Annotated in this window: 17 protein-coding genes and 1 riboswitch; of the genes, 12 read left to right on the top strand and 5 right to left on the bottom strand. The window is 62.5% G+C overall.

The window, feature by feature from the left end:
* Positions 1-55: 55 nt before the first annotated feature.
* Positions 56-3,583: a DNA polymerase III subunit alpha gene (dnaE, locus tag AC56QP_RS32900; RefSeq protein ID WP_489861751.1), complete on the bottom strand. Its 3,528-nt coding sequence runs from the start codon at positions 3,581-3,583 to the stop codon at positions 56-58.
* Positions 3,584-3,703: 120 nt separating this feature from the next.
* The gene (locus tag AC56QP_RS32895; RefSeq protein WP_489861752.1) at positions 3,704-5,716 is read right to left on the bottom strand and encodes an acetyl-CoA carboxylase biotin carboxylase subunit; all 2,013 of its coding nucleotides are present in this window, start codon (positions 5,714-5,716) and stop codon (positions 3,704-3,706) included.
* 198 nt (positions 5,717-5,914) lie between these two features.
* On the opposite strand from AC56QP_RS32895, the gene AC56QP_RS32890 reads away from it, so the two are divergent.
* From AC56QP_RS32890 to AC56QP_RS32860, 7 genes are all read left to right on the top strand, one after another.
* Complete coding sequence (locus AC56QP_RS32890) at positions 5,915-7,042, top strand: S-(hydroxymethyl)glutathione dehydrogenase/class III alcohol dehydrogenase (protein ID WP_489861753.1); 1,128 nt, start codon at positions 5,915-5,917, stop codon at positions 7,040-7,042.
* A gap of 67 nt (positions 7,043-7,109) precedes the next feature.
* Positions 7,110-7,679, top strand: a complete 570-nt coding sequence (gene gfa / locus AC56QP_RS32885; protein ID WP_489861754.1) for an S-(hydroxymethyl)glutathione synthase — start codon at positions 7,110-7,112, stop codon at positions 7,677-7,679.
* A 136-nt stretch (positions 7,680-7,815) separates the two neighbouring features.
* Positions 7,816-8,577: a hypothetical protein gene (locus AC56QP_RS32880; protein ID WP_489861755.1), complete on the top strand. Its 762-nt coding sequence runs from the start codon at positions 7,816-7,818 to the stop codon at positions 8,575-8,577.
* Positions 8,574-9,044 (top strand): YaiI/YqxD family protein, encoded by a 471-nt coding sequence (locus AC56QP_RS32875; RefSeq protein ID WP_256750448.1) that lies wholly within the window; start codon positions 8,574-8,576, stop codon positions 9,042-9,044. The genes AC56QP_RS32880 and AC56QP_RS32875 overlap by 4 nt, the downstream gene beginning before the upstream one ends.
* 3 nt (positions 9,045-9,047) lie before the next feature.
* The gene (locus AC56QP_RS32870) at positions 9,048-9,728 is read left to right on the top strand and encodes a DUF1345 domain-containing protein (protein WP_489861756.1); all 681 of its coding nucleotides are present in this window, start codon (positions 9,048-9,050) and stop codon (positions 9,726-9,728) included.
* Between the two features lie 98 nt (positions 9,729-9,826).
* Positions 9,827-10,708, top strand: a complete 882-nt coding sequence (locus AC56QP_RS32865; RefSeq protein WP_489861757.1) for a cytochrome b/b6 domain-containing protein — start codon at positions 9,827-9,829, stop codon at positions 10,706-10,708.
* A 1-nt stretch (position 10,709) separates the two neighbouring features.
* The gene (locus AC56QP_RS32860; protein ID WP_489861758.1) at positions 10,710-11,501 is read left to right on the top strand and encodes a molybdopterin-binding protein; all 792 of its coding nucleotides are present in this window, start codon (positions 10,710-10,712) and stop codon (positions 11,499-11,501) included.
* Positions 11,502-11,584: 83 nt separating this feature from the next.
* Here the strand turns inward: AC56QP_RS32860 and AC56QP_RS32855 are convergent, their stop codons facing one another.
* Positions 11,585-12,013: a hypothetical protein gene (locus tag AC56QP_RS32855; RefSeq protein ID WP_489861759.1), complete on the bottom strand. Its 429-nt coding sequence runs from the start codon at positions 12,011-12,013 to the stop codon at positions 11,585-11,587.
* On the opposite strand from AC56QP_RS32855, the gene AC56QP_RS32850 reads away from it, so the two are divergent.
* Entirely contained in the window at positions 11,956-13,413 is a 1,458-nt protein-coding gene (locus tag AC56QP_RS32850; protein WP_489861760.1) for a helix-turn-helix transcriptional regulator, read from the top strand. The genes AC56QP_RS32855 and AC56QP_RS32850 overlap by 58 nt on opposite strands.
* Before the next feature lie 31 nt (positions 13,414-13,444).
* On the opposite strand, the gene AC56QP_RS32845 is transcribed toward AC56QP_RS32850, so the two are convergent.
* On the bottom strand, positions 13,445-14,239 hold the full coding sequence (locus tag AC56QP_RS32845) for a maleate cis-trans isomerase family protein (protein ID WP_489861761.1): 795 nt from the start codon (positions 14,237-14,239) through the stop codon (positions 13,445-13,447).
* 220 nt (positions 14,240-14,459) lie between these two features.
* Here AC56QP_RS32845 and AC56QP_RS32840 point away from each other — a divergent pair, with 220 nt between their 5' ends.
* Positions 14,460-15,740: a D-amino acid dehydrogenase gene (locus AC56QP_RS32840; protein WP_489861762.1), complete on the top strand. Its 1,281-nt coding sequence runs from the start codon at positions 14,460-14,462 to the stop codon at positions 15,738-15,740.
* Between the two features lie 8 nt (positions 15,741-15,748).
* Positions 15,749-16,477 (top strand): GntR family transcriptional regulator, encoded by a 729-nt coding sequence (locus AC56QP_RS32835; protein ID WP_489861763.1) that lies wholly within the window; start codon positions 15,749-15,751, stop codon positions 16,475-16,477.
* 57 nt (positions 16,478-16,534) lie between these two features.
* On the opposite strand, the gene AC56QP_RS32830 is transcribed toward AC56QP_RS32835, so the two are convergent.
* Positions 16,535-17,536 (bottom strand): hypothetical protein, encoded by a 1,002-nt coding sequence (locus tag AC56QP_RS32830; protein ID WP_489861764.1) that lies wholly within the window; start codon positions 17,534-17,536, stop codon positions 16,535-16,537.
* Positions 17,537-17,815: 279 nt separating this feature from the next.
* Positions 17,816-17,902: riboswitch (glycine riboswitch) on the top strand.
* A gap of 149 nt (positions 17,903-18,051) precedes the next feature.
* Here AC56QP_RS32830 and gcvT point away from each other — a divergent pair.
* Together gcvT and gcvH are read left to right on the top strand one after the other, a co-directional pair.
* A complete protein-coding gene (gene gcvT / locus AC56QP_RS32825; RefSeq protein WP_489861765.1) occupies positions 18,052-19,152 on the top strand; it encodes a glycine cleavage system aminomethyltransferase GcvT in 1,101 nt (366 codons plus the stop codon).
* A gap of 5 nt (positions 19,153-19,157) precedes the next feature.
* Positions 19,158-19,526, top strand: a complete 369-nt coding sequence (gene gcvH, locus AC56QP_RS32820; protein WP_489861766.1) for a glycine cleavage system protein GcvH — start codon at positions 19,158-19,160, stop codon at positions 19,524-19,526.
* Positions 19,527-19,532: the final 6 nt, after the last annotated feature.

Genomic DNA, 19,532 nt, shown 5'->3' with positions numbered 1-19,532 from the left:
GGCGAGTGCGGCAAGAGCCGCCCGGTGAATTTCCGTTTGCCGGAAAGACTGGTGATCACACCAGCTCCACTTCGACCACGCCAGGCACCGCGCGCATCGCCGAGGCGATCTGCGGCGAAATCCGGTAGCGGTTCGGCAGTTCGATCTCGATTTCCCCCTCGCCTTCTTCCTTGATCAGCACGAAGCTCACCTGGCCTTCGCCCCTGACGGCAAGCTGGCCAGCCAGCGTGTTGATCGGCGCCGCGCTGCGCACGAAAATGCGCAACGCCTTCTGTATACGGCTTGCCTCGTCCTCCAGCGACTGGACGGTCTGGATGCGCAGGTTGACGCCTTCCGGTCTGTCTTCGGCTGCAACGGTGATGACGACGGAGCGGCCGGGCTCGAGCAGGTCGCGATATTGCGCCAACCCTTCGGAAAACAGCACGGCTTCATACTGGCCGGACGTATCGGAAAAGGCCACGACGCCCATCTTGTTGCCGGTGCGCGTCTTGCGCTCCTGCTTGGTGGTGACGGTGCCGGCCAGACGGCCGGCGGCGGCGCCCCGCTTGACGGCGGCCGAGAATTCCGCCCAGTTCTGCACCCGCATCTTCTGCAGCGCCGCCTTGTATTCGTCGAGCGGGTGGGCGGACAGGTAGAAGCCGACCACCTGGAATTCGCGGTGTAGCCGGTCGGCGGCGAGCCACGGGTCCGTCGGCGGCAGATTGAGCGCCTGCGACTGGGCGCCGAGCGAGGCGCCAAAGATGTCATGCTGGCCGGACACCGCGTTCTGCTGCGCCAGCGATGCCAGCCCCATCATGCGCTCGACGCCTGCCATCATGGAAGCGCGGTCGTGGCCGAAGCAGTCGAGCGCGCCGGCCATGATCAGGCTTTCAAAGACACGCTTGCCGACGATCTTGGGATCGACCCGCTCGCAGAAATCGGCAAGGTTCTTGAACGGTTTTTCGCCACGCTGGGCAACGATGTGCTCGACCGCCGCATCGCCGACGCCCTTGAGTGCCGCCAGCGAATAGTAGATGCGGTTCTCGCCCACCTCGAAAGCACGGAAGCTCGTCATCACCGACGGTGCCAGAACCTCGATGCCGAGGCGCAGCGCGTCCTGGCGAAAATCGGCGAGCTTGTCGGTGTTGCCCATGTCGAGCGTCATCGACGCCGCCAGGAACTCGACCGGATAGTGCGCCTTGAGGTAGGCAGTCTGGTACGAGACCACCGCGTAGGCGGCGGCGTGCGACTTGTTGAAACCATAGTCGGCGAACTTGGCCAGCAGGTCGAAAATGAAGTCGGCTTGCGGCTTGCCGACGCCGCGCTCGACCGCGCCCGAAACGAAGCGCTCGCGCTGCTTGTCCATCTCGGCGCGGATCTTCTTGCCCATGGCGCGGCGCAGAAGGTCGGCTTCGCCGAGTGAATAGCCGGAAAGCTCCTGCGCGATCTGCATCACTTGTTCCTGGTAGACGATGACGCCCTGCGTCTCCTTCACCAGATGGTCGATCTTGGGATGGATCGACGCCATCTCCTCCTCGCCATGCTTTCTGGCGTTGTAGGTCGGGATGTTCTCCATCGGCCCCGGACGGTACAGTGCCACCAGCGCGATGATGTCCTCGATGCAGTCGGGCCGCATGCCGATCAGCGCCTTGCGCATGCCGGCACTTTCCACCTGGAACACACCGACCACCTCGCCGCGCGACAGCATGGCGTAGGTTTCGGGGTCGTCGAGCGGTATCGTCGCCAGATCGATCTCGATGCCGCGGCGGCGGATCAATTTGACCGCTGTCTCCAGCACGGTCAGCGTCTTCAGGCCGAGGAAGTCGAACTTCACCAGCCCTGCCTGCTCGACATATTTCATGTTGAACTGGGTGACCGGCATGTCCGAGCGCGGATCGCGGTACATCGGCACCAGTTCCGACAGCGGCCGGTCGCCAATGACGATGCCGGCGGCGTGTGTCGAAGCGTGGCGATAGAGCCCTTCGAGCTTCTGCGCCATGTCGAGCAGCGTCTGGACGATCGGCTCCTTCTCGGCCTCTTCGGCGAAACGCGGTTCGTTGGCGATGGCGTCGGCGAGCTTGACCGGATTGGCCGGGTTCTGCGGCACCATCTTGGAGAGCTTGTCGACCTGGCCATAGGGCATCTGCAGGACGCGGCCGACGTCGCGCAGCACCGCGCGGGCCTGCAGCGTACCAAAGGTGATGATCTGGCCGACCTGGTCGCGACCATACTTCTGCTGGACGTAGCGGATCACCTCTTCCCGGCGATCCTGGCAGAAGTCGATGTCGAAGTCGGGCATCGACACGCGGTCCGGATTGAGAAAACGTTCGAACAGCAGGGAGAAGCGCAGCGGATCGATATCGGTGATGGTCGTCGAATAGGCGACCAGCGACCCCGCACCCGAGCCGCGGCCGGGTCCGACCGGGATCCCCTGCGCCTTGGCCCACTTGATGAAGTCGGCGACGATCAGGAAGTAGCCGGGGAATTTCATCTTCTCGATGATGCCGAGCTCGAAATTCAGCCTCTCGCGATACTGTTCGATCGTATATCCCGGGGTGGGACCATGCGCGGCGAGCCGTGCTTCCAGCCCTTCATGCGCCTGGCGGGCCAGTTCGTCGGCTTCCGCCTTCACCGCGGCATCGGCATCGGCGACATCACCGCCGGCGAAGCGCGGCAGGATCGGATTGCGGTTCTTCGGATAATAGGAACAGCGCAGCGCGATCTCGACCGTGTTGTCGATCGCTTCCGGCAGGTCGGCGAACAGCCTGGCCATATCGGCCTGGCTGCGCAGGAAATTGTCCGGCGACAGCCGGCGGCGGTTGTCGGCGGCGACGACCGATCCTTCGGCGATGGCGATCAGCGCGTCATGCGCCTCGTAGTCGTCGCGCGCCGAGAAAAACGCCTCGTTGGTGGCGACAAGCGGCAATTCGTGGGCATAAGCCAGATCGATCGAGGATTTCTCGATCATTCGATCGTAACCCGAAACCCGATCTAATTCGACATAGAGCCGATCGCCGAACATCGCCTTGAGGGTCAAAAGCCGTGCCTCGGCAAGATCGCGGCGATCTTCCTTGAGCGCGATTCCGACAGGGCCGCGCGGCCCCCCGCTGAGGCAGATCAGCCCGTCACAATAGCCTTCCATCATTTCAGTGGTCAGGTGCACCGCCTCGCCGGGTGGTGTTTCGAGGTAAACCCGGCTGACCAGCCTGACCAGATTGGAGTAGCCGGTCTCGGTCGCGGCGATCAGGACCACCGGCCGCATCTCCGGACCTTGCCGTCTGCGGTCGCGCTGTCCGTCGATGTTCTCGCCGGAAAAGGCGAGCGCAACCTGGCAGCCGATGATCGGCTGGATACCGTCCTTCACAGCCTTCTGCGCGAACTCCAGCGCGCCGAACAGATTGTTGGTGTCGGTGACGGCAATCGCCGGGGCCTCGTCCTTGACCGCGTGAGCCACCACCTTGCCAATCTGCAAGGCACCTTCCAGCAGCGAATAGGCCGAATGCACGCGCAGATGGATGAAGGGCCGCGCCGGCGCCTCCGGCCGCGCGGCCGCTATTGCGGCTTCGCGTTTCAGGGGATCGCGTGGAAGTCTGTCATCCGCCATGGTTTTCGTACTGCCTGAAGGACTTGAGTCGATGGAGATGTATTGTCCGGGACGGGGCGATGCCAGTCCAGCACAAACGACCTCTGACCACAGGCTTGCCGCGCCCTGCCCGGTTCAATCTCAGGCGAATTCCATGATCACCGCGTCGACGGCCAGGCTGTCGCCCGGCTTGGCGTTGAGTTTCGAGACGACAAGGTCGCGTTCGGCGCGCAGCACGTTTTCCATCTTCATCGCCTCGACCACGGCCAGCGTCTCGCCGGCCTTGACCTCCTGGCCCTCGGCAACGGCAATCGACACGACGAGGCCGGGCATCGGGCACAGCAGCAGGTTCGACGTGTCCGGCGCCACTTTTTCCGGCATCAGCTTTTCAAGTTCGGCGATGCGCGGCAGCATGGCGCACGCGGTCACTGACATGCCCTTCCAGGCGATGCGAAAACCATTGGCAACCGGCCTGATCTGAGCGGCAACCTTGCGCTGGCCGACCGTGCCGCGCCAGATCAGGTCGCCCGGCCGCCAGTCGGATGAAACGGTCAGCACCTTGCCACCCTCGATCGACAGATCGATCTCTATCGGAATGGAAATCATGCCTTCGAGGATGGACGCCGACAAATAGCCCTCACCGATCTTCACCACCCAGTCGCGTTTGAGCACGCCCGAATGTGGCGCAAGGCGCCCGCCCAGCCGGTCGAGTCGATCACGGCGCAGCAGTTCCACCGCTGTGGCGATCGACGCCAGAACGGCCTTTTCCTCGCTGTTGGGTACAATCGGCGCAAAGCCGTCGGGATATTCCTCGGCGATGAAGGCCGTCGATATCCGCCCTTCCCGCCAGCGCGGATGCTGCATCAGCGCCGCCAGAAACGGGATGTTGTGCTCGATGCCGTCGACGATGAAGCTGTCGAGCGCCTCCGACATGGCGTGGATGGCCTCGATGCGCGTCGGCGCCCAAGTGCACAGCTTGGCGAGCATCGGATCATAGAACATCGAGATCTCCGAGCCTTCGGTGACCCCGGTGTCGTTGCGGATGACGATATCGCCGAATTGTCCTTCTTCCGGAGGACGGTAGCGCGTCAGCCGGCCGATCGATGGCAGGAAATTGCGGTACGGGTCCTCGGCGTAGAGTCGGCTTTCCACCGCCCAGCCGTTCAGCTTCACATCACTCTGCTTCAAGGCAAGCTTTTCACCGGCAGCCACGCGGATCATCTGCTCGACCAGATCGATGCCGGTGACCAGCTCCGTCACAGGGTGCTCGACCTGCAATCGTGTATTCATTTCAAGGAAATAGAAGTTCTTGTCCTTGTCGACGATGAACTCGACCGTGCCGGCGCTCTGATAGTCGACCGCCTTGGCCAGCGCCACCGACTGCTCGCCCATGGCCTTGCGTGTCTTGGCGTCGAGGAACGGCGACGGCGCCTCCTCGACCACCTTCTGGTTGCGGCGCTGGATCGAGCATTCGCGCTCGCCAAGGTAGAGCGCATTGCCATGCGCGTCGGCCAGCACCTGGATCTCGATGTGACGCGGATCGACGACGAACTTCTCGATGAAGACGCGGTCATCGCCGAACGAGCTCTTGGCTTCCGAGCGTGCCCGGTCGAAACCGTCGCGCACTTCCGACTGGTTCCAGGCGATGCGCATGCCCTTGCCGCCGCCGCCGGCCGAGGCCTTGATCATCACGGGATAGCCGATCTCGCCGGCGATCTTCTCGGCATGGTCGGCATTTTCGATGACACCGAGCCAGCCCGGCACCGTCGAAACCTTCGCTGCATTGGCGAACTTCTTTGATTCGATCTTGTCGCCCATCGCCTTGATGGCCTTGGGTTTCGGGCCGATGAAGACGATGCCTTCCGCTTCCAGTGCCTCACAGAAGGCAGCCCGTTCCGACAGGAAGCCATAGCCCGGATGCACGGCCTGCGCGCCCGTCGCCTTGCAGGCGGCAATGATGTTTTCAGGCAGCAAATAACTCTGCGCGGCGGGCGAAGGTCCGATATGAACCGCCTCGTCGGCCATCTCGACATGCACGGCGTCGCGATCGGCATCGGAATAGACGGCGACGGTGGCGATGCCCATCTTGCGCGCCGTCTTGATGACGCGGCAGGCAATCTCGCCACGATTGGCAATCAGGATCTTGGTGAACATGCGGATAGCATCCCTAGGTCGGCCGTTCCTTTTATGGCCTGTGCTTGCAGGGTCAAGCCGACCATGCAAATCACTGCCTTTCAATCGATTTGCGATTCCAATTCGCCGCTGTGGCCCAGTTTCGGCACCAGCTTCCAGTTGATCGCGTCGCCAAAACCTGAAAGCTTGAGCGTAAAATCGCCTTGGGAGGATTGTCTGATGAAAACCCGCGCCGCTGTCGCTGTCGCCGCCGGAAAGCCGCTGGAGATCATGGAGGTCGACCTCGACGGTCCGCGCGAGGGCGAAGTGCTGGTCGAGATCAAGGCGACCGGCATCTGCCACACCGACGAGTTCACGCTGTCCGGCGCCGACCCGGAAGGCCTGTTTCCCGCGATCCTGGGCCATGAGGGTGCCGGCGTGGTGGTCGATGTCGGCAAGGGTGTCACCTCGGTCAAGAAGGGCGACCACGTCATCCCGCTCTATACGCCCGAATGCCGGCAGTGCCCCTCCTGCCTGTCGCGCAAGACCAATCTGTGCACCGCCATCCGCGCCACGCAGGGCCAGGGCCTGATGCCGGACGGTTCGTCGCGCTTCACGATCGGCAAGGACAAGATTTTCCACTACATGGGCTGCTCGACCTTCTCCAACTTTACCGTGCTGCCGGAAATCGCGCTGGCCAAGGTCAACCCGGACGCGCCCTTCGACAAGATCTGCTACATCGGCTGCGGCGTCACCACCGGCATCGGTGCTGTCATCAACACGGCCAAGGTCGAGATCGGCGCGACGGCCGTGGTCTTTGGCCTCGGCGGCATCGGCCTCAACGTCATTCAGGGGCTCCGCCTTGCCGGAGCCGACATGATCATCGGCGTCGACCTCAACAACGACAAGAAGGCCTGGGGCGAGAAATTCGGCATGACGCATTTCGTCAATCCGAAGGAAATCGATGGCGATATCGTGCCCCACCTCGTCAACATGACCAAGCGCGGCGCCGACCAGATCGGCGGCGCCGACTACACCTTCGACTGCACCGGCAACACCAAGGTGATGCGCCAGGCGCTGGAATCGTCACATCGCGGCTGGGGCAAGTCGGTCGTCATCGGCGTTGCCGGTGCTGGCCAGGAAATCTCGACGCGGCCGTTCCAGCTGGTCACCGGCCGCACCTGGATGGGCACCGCCTTTGGCGGCGCGCGCGGCCGCACAGATGTGCCGAAGATCGTCGACTGGTACATGGACGGCAAGATCCAGATCGACCCGATGATCACCCACACGCTGAAGCTCGAGGACATCAACAAGGGCTTCGACCTCATGCATGAGGGCAAATCGATCCGGAGCGTGGTGATTTACTGAGGAAGACCACAAGCCGCCGACCAACCGGCCTGCGACCTCTGTGGTTCAAAACTGGGAGGAGAAAAGAATGGCGGAGAAACTGCATCCGAAAATCGACAATGGCCTGCCCAAGGAAAGCGCCAGCTTCGCCGGCGGCACGCTGGTCTGTGCTTGCACCAGCAAGCCGGTAAAGGTGAAGGTCAAGGGACAGATCGCCCACAATCATGCCTGCGGCTGCACCAAGTGCTGGAAGCCCGAAGGCGCGATCTTCTCGGTCGTCGCCGTGGCGGGCACGGGCGACGTCACGGTCACCGAGAACGGCGACAAGCTGAAAGTGGTCGATCCCGCGGCGCTGATCCAGCGTCATGCCTGCACCGGCTGCGGCGTCCACATGCACGGGCCGGTCGAGCGCGACCATGCGTTCAAGGGCCTGTCCTTCATCCACCCCGAACGCTTCGTGGAGGACGGCTGGTCGCCGCCGGGCTTTGCCGCTTTCGTGTCCTCGATCATCGAATCCGGTGTCGACCCGAAGCGGATGGACGGCATCCGTGCACAGCTGAGGACAATCGGGCTCGAACCCTACGACTGCCTCAATCCCGGTCTGATGGACTACATCGCCACATGGACGGCGAAGAAGTCCGGCGTCTTGCCGGCGTGAAACGGGCGGGCGGGTGGTTGCACCCGCCCGCCTTGGTCTTTTCCAACTTCGCCGAAGGGTCCAAGGCCGAACGGACCGACAAGACAAGATGTGATATGAATTCCCCAGACATGCTTTAAAGCAGTTGGGGGAGACGATGCTGCCGATCCTCTTTGCCGCCGGTGTTTTGATCGTAGGAACAGGCCTCGCGTACAGCATCAAACGATTTTCGTTTGGCGACAGCACGACGCTGATCGCGCTGATGATCATTCCGCTGCTTGCTTACGGGATCGGCTCGGGAAAAATCAGCGAATTGGCGGGACCCGGCGGCTGGGGCGCGAAATTCAGGCAAGAAGCGGAAAAGACAATCGTCCCGGTGGGACACATCAAAGTCTCGGGCGATCTTTACGGCAAAGGCGGGCTGGACGACCTTAAGCGCATCGTTGGCAACCTTGGGGTCGGTCAACCGATAGCCGTGTCGCTGCAGTTGGGCAGAGGTGACTACTACAAGGCAGACATCATAGCGAAATACATCTCGGTTCTCGTTCACTACGACCCCAACCTGTTGATTATCATAACTGATTCCGGAGGGGCCTACATTGCGTCGGCCAGGGCGGATGTGATCCTCTCGCAACTGACAGACAAGGATGACTACGAACAGTCGCCTGTGCCACTGTTCAATGCAAAACCATTCATCGATGCCATACACGGGACCGACCCAGCGCCGGTTCGCTCGCTCTACGGCTTCTCTGATCAGTCAATTCCCGAAACGGCCAACAACGTGGCCGCCTTGCAAAGGATGCAAGAACTGAACACGCCAAGGTTGGTTGCGGTGACTTCCGATCGCAAGCCAAAAGGGCTAGTGGATCGTGACCCGATTGTAACGCAGCTGCTTCTTGGACTTGTGCCCGCCCAGTGACTTCCAGCCCCCAAATCCTCGTCGATGCCGACGCCTGCCCGGTCAAAGCCGAGGTCGAGAAGGTCGCCGAGCGCCATGGCGTTGTGGTAACCTACGTCTCCAATGGCGGCTTGCGGCCATCGCGCGATCCGATGATCCGCAATGTCGTCGTCTCCAAGGGAGCCGACGCCGCCGACGACTGGATCGTCGACAATGCGCGCGCCAATGACATCGTGGTGACGGCCGACATTCCACTTGCGGCGCGCGCGGTGGCGCTCGGCGCACATGTGCTCGGACCCACCGGGCGCCCCTTCACCCCGGAAACGATCGGCATGGCAGTGGCGATGCGCGACCTCAAGCAGCATCTGCGCGAGACCGGCGAAAGCAAGGGCTACAATGCCAGCTTCGCGCCGCAGGATCGCTCGCGGTTCCTTGGCGAACTCGACCGCATCTTGCGGCGGGCGCTCAAATCCGCCACACCGGGCTGAGCCATGACGATCGATACGCCGATCAAGACGCCAGTGCACCGGCACATGCAGTTCGCGATGTCTGCCTGCGTCGGCATACCGGCATTCGTGATCGCGCTCATCTCGGGCGTGCCGCTAGCCTACTCGATTTTGATCGGCGCCAATATATTCTTCGCCGCCTTTGTCGTGTTGGTCATTGCCCAGATGCCGCTGCTCACCGGCCGCTATCTGAGCAAGAATGCGCGTGAGATCGACCTGCCGGTTCTCGGCATCTTTGCCGTCACGCTTGGTGTTGTCGCCGTTGCCACGGTCCTGCTGTTCCAGCTTATCAATCACAAGGGTCGCGACCCCATCGAACTCAGCTTTGCGCTGTTGTCGATCCCGCTCGGCTGGTTCACCATTCATGCCATGGCAGCGCTCCACTATGCCCATGTCTACTGGATGGACGGCGATGCGATCGATGCCGAAACCAAGAAGAAAATCCCGGTCGGCGGCCTCGATTTTCCTGGCGGCAAACGGCCTGAAGGTTGGGATTTCCTTTATTTCGCGACGGTCATCGGCATGACCGCGCAGACCGCCGACACTGCCATAACGACCTCGCATATGCGCCGCGTCGTCCTTGTCCATTCGATCCTGTCGTTCTTCTTCAACACGGTCATCGTCGCTGCCGTCGTCAACCTCGCCGTCAGCCTCGGCAACTCGTAATAAATCCGTGATCGGGTGAAACATCGGTTTGGATCGCTACGTATCAGGAGGACAATGAACGCGCAGGCCACGCCGCGAGGCCGGGAGACGAGACAAACATGGAATCCGTTGCCAGAAGCCAATCCACCGCAGGACCGGGCGCTCCCGCTTCGAGCGACAAAACGCTGATCTACCGGCAATCGCGCTGGACGCGGCTGACGCATTGGCTCTGGGCCATCTCGCTGTTCTTCATGCTGCTTTCCGGCCTGCAGATCTTCAACGCCCGGCCGCAGCTCTATATCGGCAAGCAGTCGGGCTTCGAGTACAACAATACCGTCTTCGCCATCGGCGCCGAGAATACCGACGCCGGGCCGCGCGGCTACACCGAGGTCTTCGGCAAGCGCTTCGACACCACCGGGGTGCTCGGCTGGTCGGGTCCGGCGGGCAACGAGACGGCGCGCGGCTTTCCGTCCTGGGCGACGATCCCGTCCTACTACGATCTCGGCACCGCGCGTGTCGTGCATTTCTTCTTTGCCTGGATACTGACCACGACCTTGCTCGTCTGGCTGGTTGCAAGCCTGATCAACGGCCATCTGCGTCGCGACCTCGCCCCGCGCCTTGATGATCTCAAGCGGTTGCCGCGGGACATCGTTGACCATGCGAAGCTCAGGTTCCACCACACGCGCGAATACAACACGCTGCAGAAGATGGCCTATGGCGGTGTGCTGTTCGTGCTGTTGCCGCTGATGATCATCACCGGTCTGGCCATGTCGCCAAGCATGAATTCGGTGCTGCCGTTCCTCAACGATCTGCTCGGTGGCAGACAAACCGCACGCACCATCCATTTCACCGTCATGGTGCTGCTGGTCGCCTTCTTCGTCATTCACATGCTGATGATCCTCGCCGCCGGCCCGATCAACGAACTGCGCTCCATCATAACCGGCTGGTACCGCACCGACCCTCCGGTACATGAGGACGAAACCGAGCAGAGGAGTGCGTGACATGGCGAAATTTCAGATCAGCCGCCGAAAGTTCCTGACCGCGGCCAGCCTCGGCGCTTCAGGCATGATGCTGTCGGGATGCGACGCCTTCGACAGCCAACTAAGCATCGGCGGCGGCCTGCGCAGTTTCCTCGAAAACGCCAATGGCCTGACATACCGCGCGCAACGCCTGCTCGCCGGCCGCGACGCGCTGGCGCCGGAATTCACCGAGGCCGACATCCGTCAGCCGCAGCGGCCGAACGGCGTCACGGCGCCGGACGACGATGTCTACAAGGGTCTGCTCGCCAACAACTTCGCCGACTGGAGGCTTGAGGTATCAGGCCTTGTCGAAAAGCCGTTGTCGCTGAGCCGCGAGCAATTGATGAACATGCCGAGCCGCACCCAGATCACCCGCCACGACTGCGTCGAAGGCTGGAGCTGCATCGCCAAATGGACCGGCACACCGCTGTCTCTGGTGCTGGACCAGGCGGTGGTCAAGCCGCAGGCGCGCTACGTCATGTTCCATTGCCTCGACACGATCGATCGCAGCCTGTCCGGCGACATCAAATATTACGGCACCATCGACCTGATCGATGCACGCCACCCGCAGACGATCCTTGCCTATGGCCTGAATGGCAAGCCGCTGCCGGTCGAGAACGGCGCGCCGTTGCGTGCCCGTGTCGAACGCCAGCTCGGCTACAAGATGCCGAAATATCTCTACAAGATCGAACTGGTCGATGGCTTCGCCAATATCGGCGGTGGTCGCGGTGGCTATTGGGAAGACAATGGCTACGACTGGTATGGCGGGATTTGACCCACCGACAAAAGGATGATCGGCCCGCGGAGGCCACGGGCCGATCAGTTACGCTTGGCTTTGCATGAGCCCCCCGGCCCCGCTCAATAGCCGGCGTAAATCCACTGACAATTGTTGTAGGAATCGCAGCTGTAGTACCAGTAGCCATCGCTGCGCGCCGTTTCACCGCTGGACGTGGCCTTGCTGGCAACGGCATCGGCCTTCTTGGCATCGGCGCCCATTTCCTTGGCCATCTTGGCCATCTTGCCTGTGTCCATGAGGACCGGCTTGCCGTCCTTCATCTTGGCGCCCTGCTCAGCCACCGGCCCGGCCTCGGCCAGCATTCTGGCGGCGACAAGCATTGCTTCGCCGTCCTTGTCGGCCTTGGCGATATTGGCTAGCGCCACGGCGGTTTCGACCTTCGTGCGCGCATCGGCCTGTTGTTCCGGCGTCATCCCGCCGGCGAAGGCCAGCGTTGTCGAGCCAAGGCCGGCAGCAAATGCAAGAGCAAGCACTTTACGCAATATGGTCATGTGTTGTTCTCCCTGAGTGGACGTCCCTCCGGGTAGAAGAGCAGTTTCACGACTGGAGAACCCTACCCAAACGGGTAGGCGGCGAGGTCCTTTTCATTCAGCCGCTGATCCTGGCTTCCACCAAGGCACCGTTTGACAACCTGCCTCCAGTTGGGGACGATGCGGCCGGGGTAACTCAGACAGAACTTCTTTTCGGGCATGCTGCGTGCTCCGATTATGGGGTGCGCCGCTGCCGGAAACCGGGGGCGGGCTTGACCTTGGTGCAGAAGCGCGAGACGCAGTTTCTCGACGCGCTCTATCTTGGGGTGCGCGACAGGGCGGAATTTGACGCCTCGCTTGACCTCCTCGGCGGCCTGTTCGACGTCGCCACGGCCATATTGCTGGATTTCGATGCGGCGCGGCCGGAGGTGTCGGCGCAGGCTTCCGTCGGCCTTTTCAAAGGCGAGGTGCTGGATCGCTATCAGCGCGATTTCACCGCACTGGACCCGGCACCAAGGGCGTTCATGGCCTTGCCTGCAGGCACCGCCATGCCCACTTATCGGCTGCTTCCTGAAGAGACCCGAAAACCCGGCATTTTCTTCAACGAGTTCTTCCGGCCCCTGGGGCTGGAAGAATGCCTTGGCGGGACGCTCGCGTCGACAAAGGGCCGTTTCGCCATGGTCGGCCTGCAGCGGCCGCGTGACCGCAAGCCCTTCGACGACGACGATATCGCCAGGCTCGAAGCGCTCATGCCCCACCTTGCACGGGCATTGCAGCTTCGCCGCAGTTTTCTAGAACTCGAAGGCGCGGCAGGCGCCATGTCCGAAATGTGCGACCGGCTCGCCGCTGGTGTCGTGGCGCTCGACGAGTACGGGCGCAGCCTGTTCGTCAACGCCGCGGCTCGCCGGATCGCCGATGCCGGTGACGGTCTGTCGATTGGCCGTGGCGGCCGGCTTTTAGCCTTGAGCCGAGCCGCCAACAACAAGCTCGCGGAACTCGAAAACGATGTCCGCTCAGGCGGCGCCGGCGGCGTCGTGCGAGCTGCCCGGGCTGCCGGTAGACCACCTTATGGCGTCATGGTTGCCCCGTTCTTCCTCGATCATGGCGTCGGCACCACAAGTTCGAGGCCGCGCGGCGTCATGTTCATAATCCACGACCCGCTGCTCAAGGCGCGGTCGGACGCACAGACGATCAGTGCGCTTTTCGGCCTGCCAAGAGGCACGGCGCAACTCGTCGCGGCCATCGCCGCCAACGAAGACCTGCAAACCTATGCCGATCGCGCCGGCATCTCGATGAACACGGTTCGCTATCATCTCAAGGCTGCCTACAGCCGAACCGGCGTGCGCCGGCAATCGGAGCTGGTGAGGTTGGTTACCGCCGCCATGCGGGATCTTTCCGACCACAGCGACAGCAGCGCCTAGATCTCGCCTCTAGGCACCAGCACGACAGGGCCTACAGCGGGCGGCGAAACAACTCGCCCTTTCCGGCGATCTGTTCGGCGACGCCGCCGAGCCGCAGCATGTGCCAGGCAAGTGCATGGTTGCTCGAGGTGACCGGTTTCTTCAGCTCCGTCTCGACCTCCTCGATGATCCGGGCAACACGCATGCTGGTGCACGAAACGAACACCGCTTCGCATTCGCTGGACGCGCCGATCTCGAGAATGGCCTGCTTGACCGATGCCGGCGTGATGCGTGCCACGACATTGTCGTCCGCTTCGTTGAAAGAGCCCATGACCGGGATGTCCATCCCCCGCGCCATCAGCGATGCGCGCAGCGAATGATTGATTTTTGCAAGGTAGGGCGTCAGCAGCGCGATCCGCGAGACGCCCAGGGCCTTCAGCGCGGCGCGCGCCGCCGTCACCGGGTTGGTCACCTGTACGCCGGGCAGCACCTCGTGCACCCGCGCGGCGACCTTGTCCTCGCCGATGACAAGCGCTCCCGACGTGCAGGCAAAGCCGATCACATCGAATTTGACGTCGGGCAAAAGGCCGACCGTGCCGGGGATCACCGCCGACATCTTCATCAGGTTCTCCGGCGTGATCTCGACATCGCTGTAAAGCCGGGCCTCGTAGAGCGCGACGTCGCGCGCGGGCAGTGCGTAGCGGAATTCGTCCTCGATGGTCTGATCGGTTCGCAGGACCAGCAGACCGAGATTGGCGCGGGTGCCGATACCGTCATCCGTCTTGAATGGAATGTGTTCCTTGTCGAGGACGAGAGTGTCTTCGGCGCGTGTAACCGGGGTGTCCAAATGCAGTCCCCTTTCCAGATGCCAATCCGAATTGTCGACAATAGAAAACGGCGACAATGTCGAAGGTGTCAAGAGGCACCCGAGGCTTGAAGGGTCAAAAAACGTCGGAATTTCGGTCTGAACGAACCACTTCCCGGTCGCCAATGCATGCGCCGTTGACAACGATCGACGTCTTCCTATTGAATTGTCGACAGTGAAACGACAGCCATTCGGGGCGGCGATGCACGTAGTGATCTTGGGCGGGGGCGTTGTCGGGATAACCACCGCCTATCAGCTGCAAAAGGATGGCCACGCGGTCACCGTTCTCGATCAGGCACCGCAGGTGGCCGAGGGGGCGAGCTGGGCCAATGCCGGCATGATCGCGCCCGGCCATTCCTTCGTCTGGTCATCGCCTGCCGCGCCAAAAATCCTTTTGAAATCGCTGTTCCTGAAAGACCAGGCGCTTCGCTTCAGACTCTCCGCCGACCCGCATCTCTACACCTGGTCGCTGCGCTTCCTCATGCAATGCACGGCCGCCAAGGCGCGCCGCAACACCCTCCTCAAGCATCGCCTGGCGGTTCATTCCCAATCGGTCCTTCAGGCGGTCGTCAGGGATGAAGGCCTGGAATATGACAGGACGTCGGCCGGCATCCTTTACTTCCATCGCAGCCGTCAGGCGCTCGACAAGGGCGTCGCCAACATGCGCCTGCTGGAAGCCGACGGCCAGGAGATCCGCATTGTCGACGCGCAGCAAATCGTTGACCGCGAGCCGGCACTTGCCTCGTCGCGCGACAGCATTGCCGGTGGAATTTTGTGTCCAACCGACGAAACCGGCGACGCCGCCAAGTTCACGCGCGCCCTGGCGGCCATTGTCGAGTCGCGGGGTGGCAAGATCCTGACGGGAACCAGGATCCTCGGCATCGAACGCAGCAACGGTGCGATCACTCGGGTGACCACCGACAAGGGTGAGGTTTTGGCCGACGGCTACGTCCTGTGTCTGGGCGCGGAGAGCCCGATCCTCGCCCGCAAGATCGGCCTTGGCCTGCCGATCTATCCGATCAAGGGATATTCGCTGACCATTCCCATCGTCGACCAGGCCCTGGCCCCAAAGCTTCCCGTTATCGACGAGCACAATCTCGTTGCCATCACGCCGATGGGCGATCGCATCCGCGTTACCGCCACCGCGGAATTCGCCGGCTATGATCGCAGCCACAAGCCTTCGGATTTCGCCTTCATGAAACGCGTCGCGCAGGAGCTGTTCCCGCGCGGCATCGACTATGATCGCGCCGAGATGCGGGCGTGCCTCAGACCGATGACGCCCGACAATCTGCCGGTCCTTGGCCAGCGGGGCATCAGGAACCTTTGGCTGAACACCGGCCATGGTCATATCGGCTGGACCATGGCGCATGGATCGGCCCGCATCGTCGCCGATCTGATCGCCGGGCGCGCCGCGCCAATAGCCCTCGACGGCATACTCCCCGCACAAGTGCGGTTCGCCGCGCCGAGCGCCGCAAAGGCTTGACCGACGCCATGCTCCGATCCAACAGGCAAAGCAGCCAGGACCACAGCGCGGCGCTGGCATCCAAGCCGATCAAGACCGGCCCGCGGGTCTATGCGGAGATCCGCCGGATGGCGATGGACTATCGCTTCAAGCCGAACGAACGCATCAACGAAGTAGAGCTTGCCGCCAGGCTGAATGTCAGCCGCAGCCCGATCCGCGAGGCCCTGCAGCGGCTTGTCACGGAGGGGCTCATCACCTTCCAGACCAATCGCGGCTTCTTTTGCCGCGGCTTCGATGTCGAGGAGGTCGTCAATCTTTCCGACGTGCGCATCGTGCTCGAGGAGCGTTCCGTCAGGCTGGCAATCCAGCGTGCCACGGATGAGGATCTCGCCGCGCTCATCGACTGGTGGGCAAACACCATGGCGCGCGCGGACGCGTTTTCCAGCGCCGAACTGACAGCCAGGGACGAAGAATTCCATATCCGCATCGCCAGGCTGTCAGGCAATTCCGAACTGGCGCGCATGCTCGAAGGCATCAACACGCGCATCCATTTCGTGCGCAAGATCGAAGTCGAAAAGCACCGGCGGCTGTCGACGACCTACACTGAACACCGCGACATCGCCCGCGCCATGGTCGCCCGCGATGCCGACAGGGCCGCCAGGCTCATGCATGACCACATCAGCATCAGTGTCGCCGATGCCATGTCGACCGTCAGGGAAGGCCTAGCCCGGATCTACATAGACGTCGACCAGACCTGATCAGGTAGCCCAGGACTGGCCAGGCAAGCCAATACTGGTCAGGCGACCCAATATTTGTCAGGCGACCTTGTCGAGCAGCGGCTTCAGCGCCGGATGAATCTCCGGCGTGGCGTGCTTGATCAGCGTCAGCAGTGCGCGTTCGTTCTCGTACAAGGGCCTGTCGACGCCGATATGCTCGATCAGCCATCCGGCTTCGCCGGCATCGATCGTCTCGGCACGACGGGCCAATGCCTCGGCCGCCCTGTTCTTGGCCTCCCATTCGGCCTCGATGTCGTCCGGGGACCGGTAGGCCTCCATGAGGCCGGCAAATCCACCCGACATCATGCGGCTGAAGAAGCTGCCGATTTGCGGATCGGCCTGTTCCAGGAAGGATTCTTGGCGCAGCGCCACATCGCGTGTCGGTGCTTCATAGCCGGCCGAGCACATGACAAAATTGGCGATCGCCTTGACGAACAGGTCGTTCCAGGACGGATCGTTGTTGGCCTGGGCGGTCTGTTCGTTGATCCTGAACAGCACCTCGGCCTCGGCGCGGGTGATGGCAATGTTGCCGTCGCCGCCATGGGCATGGAGGATGCGGCGCAGCAGCTCGACCTCCGCCTTGGCGATCAGTCCGGGAACCAACGTACCACCGAGCATCAGCGGCCCCTTGCCATCGATGACCGCGTGGGCGACCTGCTCCAGCGCATAGACGCAAAGCCGGCCCGGCGACGACCGCGCTTTTTCCAGCACATGCACCAGCAATTCGAGTTCGGTCCGGCTGTCGACCATGCCGTCACGCGAGATCGTGCGGATCAGCCAGTCGGCATTGTCCTGCGAGATGTAGCCGGAAGGCTTTTCCTGGTGAACGATGTAGTCGGTAACCGCCTCGACGAAGAACGGCGGCCATTCCGGGCATTTCTCCCGCGCCGTGGCGTCGAGAGCGAACAGCGCCTCGGCCTCGCCGCGCGTAACCACGCCGTCGCCGAACACTTCGTGGCGCAACATGGCCACGTCTTCAGCGGCGATGCGGCTTTTCGAGGTCAGCCCCGCCACCGGCGCGCTCATGATCAATTCGCCCATTTGTCGTCCCCAGCTACCAGCAGAAACCGGCCCAAAGCGTCATTTTTGCCGGTATATCAGGAGTGTCTTGAAAAACCGGCAAACGGCGTGGTTAGCGAAGACTTGCCCGCCAATGCATGTTGCCCAAGAATGTGCAGCGGTTTCGGAGAACGACACGCGCAAAAATCAAAGAGCTAAGTGAATCCGTTTCAGCGCGATGCGCTTTAGATGTCGCTGGGAGGTGACAAGGTGTCGCCGACGGGCTATGGATGGCGCGTCGAGGGCTCAGGTTTTGAGTCCTACCTGTTTGCGGGAGAGAGCAGCGAGAGCTGTCGCCGAAGGGGAAATCGCCCGAAATCTCTCAGGCAAAAGAACCGTAGACGGGAAAGACACTCTGGAAAGTCGGGGCTTGCCCCCGCGCCGAAGGTGTAAGCGCCGCTGACAGAGTTCCGGCTGCGCGAGTCTCTCAGGCTTCAGACAGAGGGGCACGGACTGGTCGCCATCAGCGGCCGATTGCGTGCGACTCTGGAGACGACATGACGGGCGACGACACCAAACACCTTCCCCTCGAAGATATCCATGTGGCCGCTGGTGCGCGCTTTGGCGCCTTTGCCGGCTGGTCGATGCCCCTGACCTATCCGGCCGGCGTCATGAAGGAGCATCTTCACACCCGCGAACATGCCGGCCTGTTCGACATCTCGCATATGAGGCTGTTCGAGGTCAGCGGGCCGGGAGCGGCTTCGCTCCTCAACCGCGCCTGCCCGCTGGATGCCGGCGCGCTGGAAATCTCCCAGTCCAAACTGACATTTTTCCTCAATGAAGCAGGCGGCATTCTCGACGATCTGATCGTGACCAGGCTCGGCGACGAGCGCTTCATGGTGGTTGCCAATGCCGGCAATGCCGTCGCGGACGAAAAGCATCTGCGTGAGCTTGCCAAGGGTTTCGACGCCAGGGTCGAGCCCATCGACCGCGTCTTCCTGGCCATCCAGGGACCGGAAGCCTGGGCAGCCCTTTCCCGTGCCGGCATCGAGACCGGGTCGCTGCTGTTCATGCACGGTGTCGAACCACGAAAGAACTGGTTTATGAGCCGGTCAGGCTATACCGGCGAGGACGGTTTCGAGATCGGCCTGCCAGAGGCCGATGCGCGCGGCCTTGTCGCGAAACTCCTTGCAGATGAGCGGGTGCTGTGGATCGGCCTTGCCGCTCGCGACAGCCTGCGGCTGGAAGCCGGACTCTGCCTGCATGGCCAGGACATCACGCCGGAGACCGACCCGGTCGCTGCCGCGCTGATGTGGGCGATCCCGAAGGATATCCGCGCTTCCGGCGCTTTCATCGGCGCCGACGCGCTGCGCGCCGCCGTGGAGCGCGGCCCGGCGCAAAAGCGCGTTGGCTTGAAGCCGGAAGGCCGCCAGCCGGTGCGCGCCGGTGCTGCGCTCTTCGATGGCGACGGCAAGCCCGCCGGCCATGTCACCTCAGGCGGCTTCGGCCCGTCGGCCGGCCATCCGGTCGCCATGGGTTATGTCGCGACACCACTGGCAAAGCCCGGAACACGGGTTTTCGCCGACGTGCGCGGCACGAAAATCCCTGTCGATATCAGCTCCCTGCCCTTCACACCGCATCGCTACCGCAAAGGATAATCTTCATGGCAACGATCTATTTCACCGAAGATCACGAATGGCTCCGCGTCGAGGGCGGCGTCGCCACCGTCGGCATCACCGACTACGCGCAGGAACAGCTCGGCGACCTCGTCTTCGTCGAACTTCCGGAAACGGGAAGGAAGCTGTCCAAGGGCGACACCGCCGTCGTGGTCGAATCCGTCAAGGCGGCCTCCGACGTCTACGCGCCGGTCGATGGCGAAATCACCGAGGCCAATGGCAAGCTGTCCTCGGATCCGTCACTGGTCAACTCGGCGGCGACCGGCGCCGGCTGGCTGTGGAAGATGAAGCTTGCCGACGAAAGCCAGCTCGCGGGCCTCATGGATGAGGCCGCCTACAAAGCCCATATCGGCTGATATCAG

This window comes from Mesorhizobium sp. RCAM 05104 (genome assembly GCF_059683645.1).
The sequence above is the reverse complement of the archived record's forward strand: the minus strand, read 5'-3'. Positions and strand labels throughout refer to the sequence as shown.

Excerpts from the sequence above, each read along its gene's own strand:
- dnaE (WP_489861751.1), bottom strand. The coding sequence starts at position 3,583 with ATGGCGGATGACAGACTTCCACGCGATCCCCTGAAACGCGAAGCCGCA.
- gcvH (WP_489861766.1), top strand. The coding sequence starts at position 19,158 with ATGGCAACGATCTATTTCACCGAAGATCACGAATGGCTCCGCGTCGAG.
- AC56QP_RS32895 (WP_489861752.1), bottom strand. The coding sequence starts at position 5,716 with ATGTTCACCAAGATCCTGATTGCCAATCGTGGCGAGATTGCCTGCCGC.
- AC56QP_RS32860 (WP_489861758.1), top strand. The coding sequence starts at position 10,710 with ATGGCGAAATTTCAGATCAGCCGCCGAAAGTTCCTGACCGCGGCCAGC.
- AC56QP_RS32880 (WP_489861755.1), top strand. The coding sequence starts at position 7,816 with ATGCTGCCGATCCTCTTTGCCGCCGGTGTTTTGATCGTAGGAACAGGC.
- AC56QP_RS32830 (WP_489861764.1), bottom strand. The coding sequence starts at position 17,536 with ATGGGCGAATTGATCATGAGCGCGCCGGTGGCGGGGCTGACCTCGAAA.
- gfa (WP_489861754.1), top strand. The coding sequence starts at position 7,110 with ATGGCGGAGAAACTGCATCCGAAAATCGACAATGGCCTGCCCAAGGAA.
- AC56QP_RS32855 (WP_489861759.1), bottom strand. The coding sequence starts at position 12,013 with ATGACCATATTGCGTAAAGTGCTTGCTCTTGCATTTGCTGCCGGCCTT.
- AC56QP_RS32870 (WP_489861756.1), top strand. The coding sequence starts at position 9,048 with ATGACGATCGATACGCCGATCAAGACGCCAGTGCACCGGCACATGCAG.
- AC56QP_RS32890 (WP_489861753.1), top strand. The coding sequence starts at position 5,915 with ATGAAAACCCGCGCCGCTGTCGCTGTCGCCGCCGGAAAGCCGCTGGAG.
- AC56QP_RS32865 (WP_489861757.1), top strand. The coding sequence starts at position 9,827 with ATGGAATCCGTTGCCAGAAGCCAATCCACCGCAGGACCGGGCGCTCCC.
- AC56QP_RS32840 (WP_489861762.1), top strand. The coding sequence starts at position 14,460 with ATGCACGTAGTGATCTTGGGCGGGGGCGTTGTCGGGATAACCACCGCC.
- gcvT (WP_489861765.1), top strand. The coding sequence starts at position 18,052 with ATGACGGGCGACGACACCAAACACCTTCCCCTCGAAGATATCCATGTG.
- AC56QP_RS32835 (WP_489861763.1), top strand. The coding sequence starts at position 15,749 with ATGCTCCGATCCAACAGGCAAAGCAGCCAGGACCACAGCGCGGCGCTG.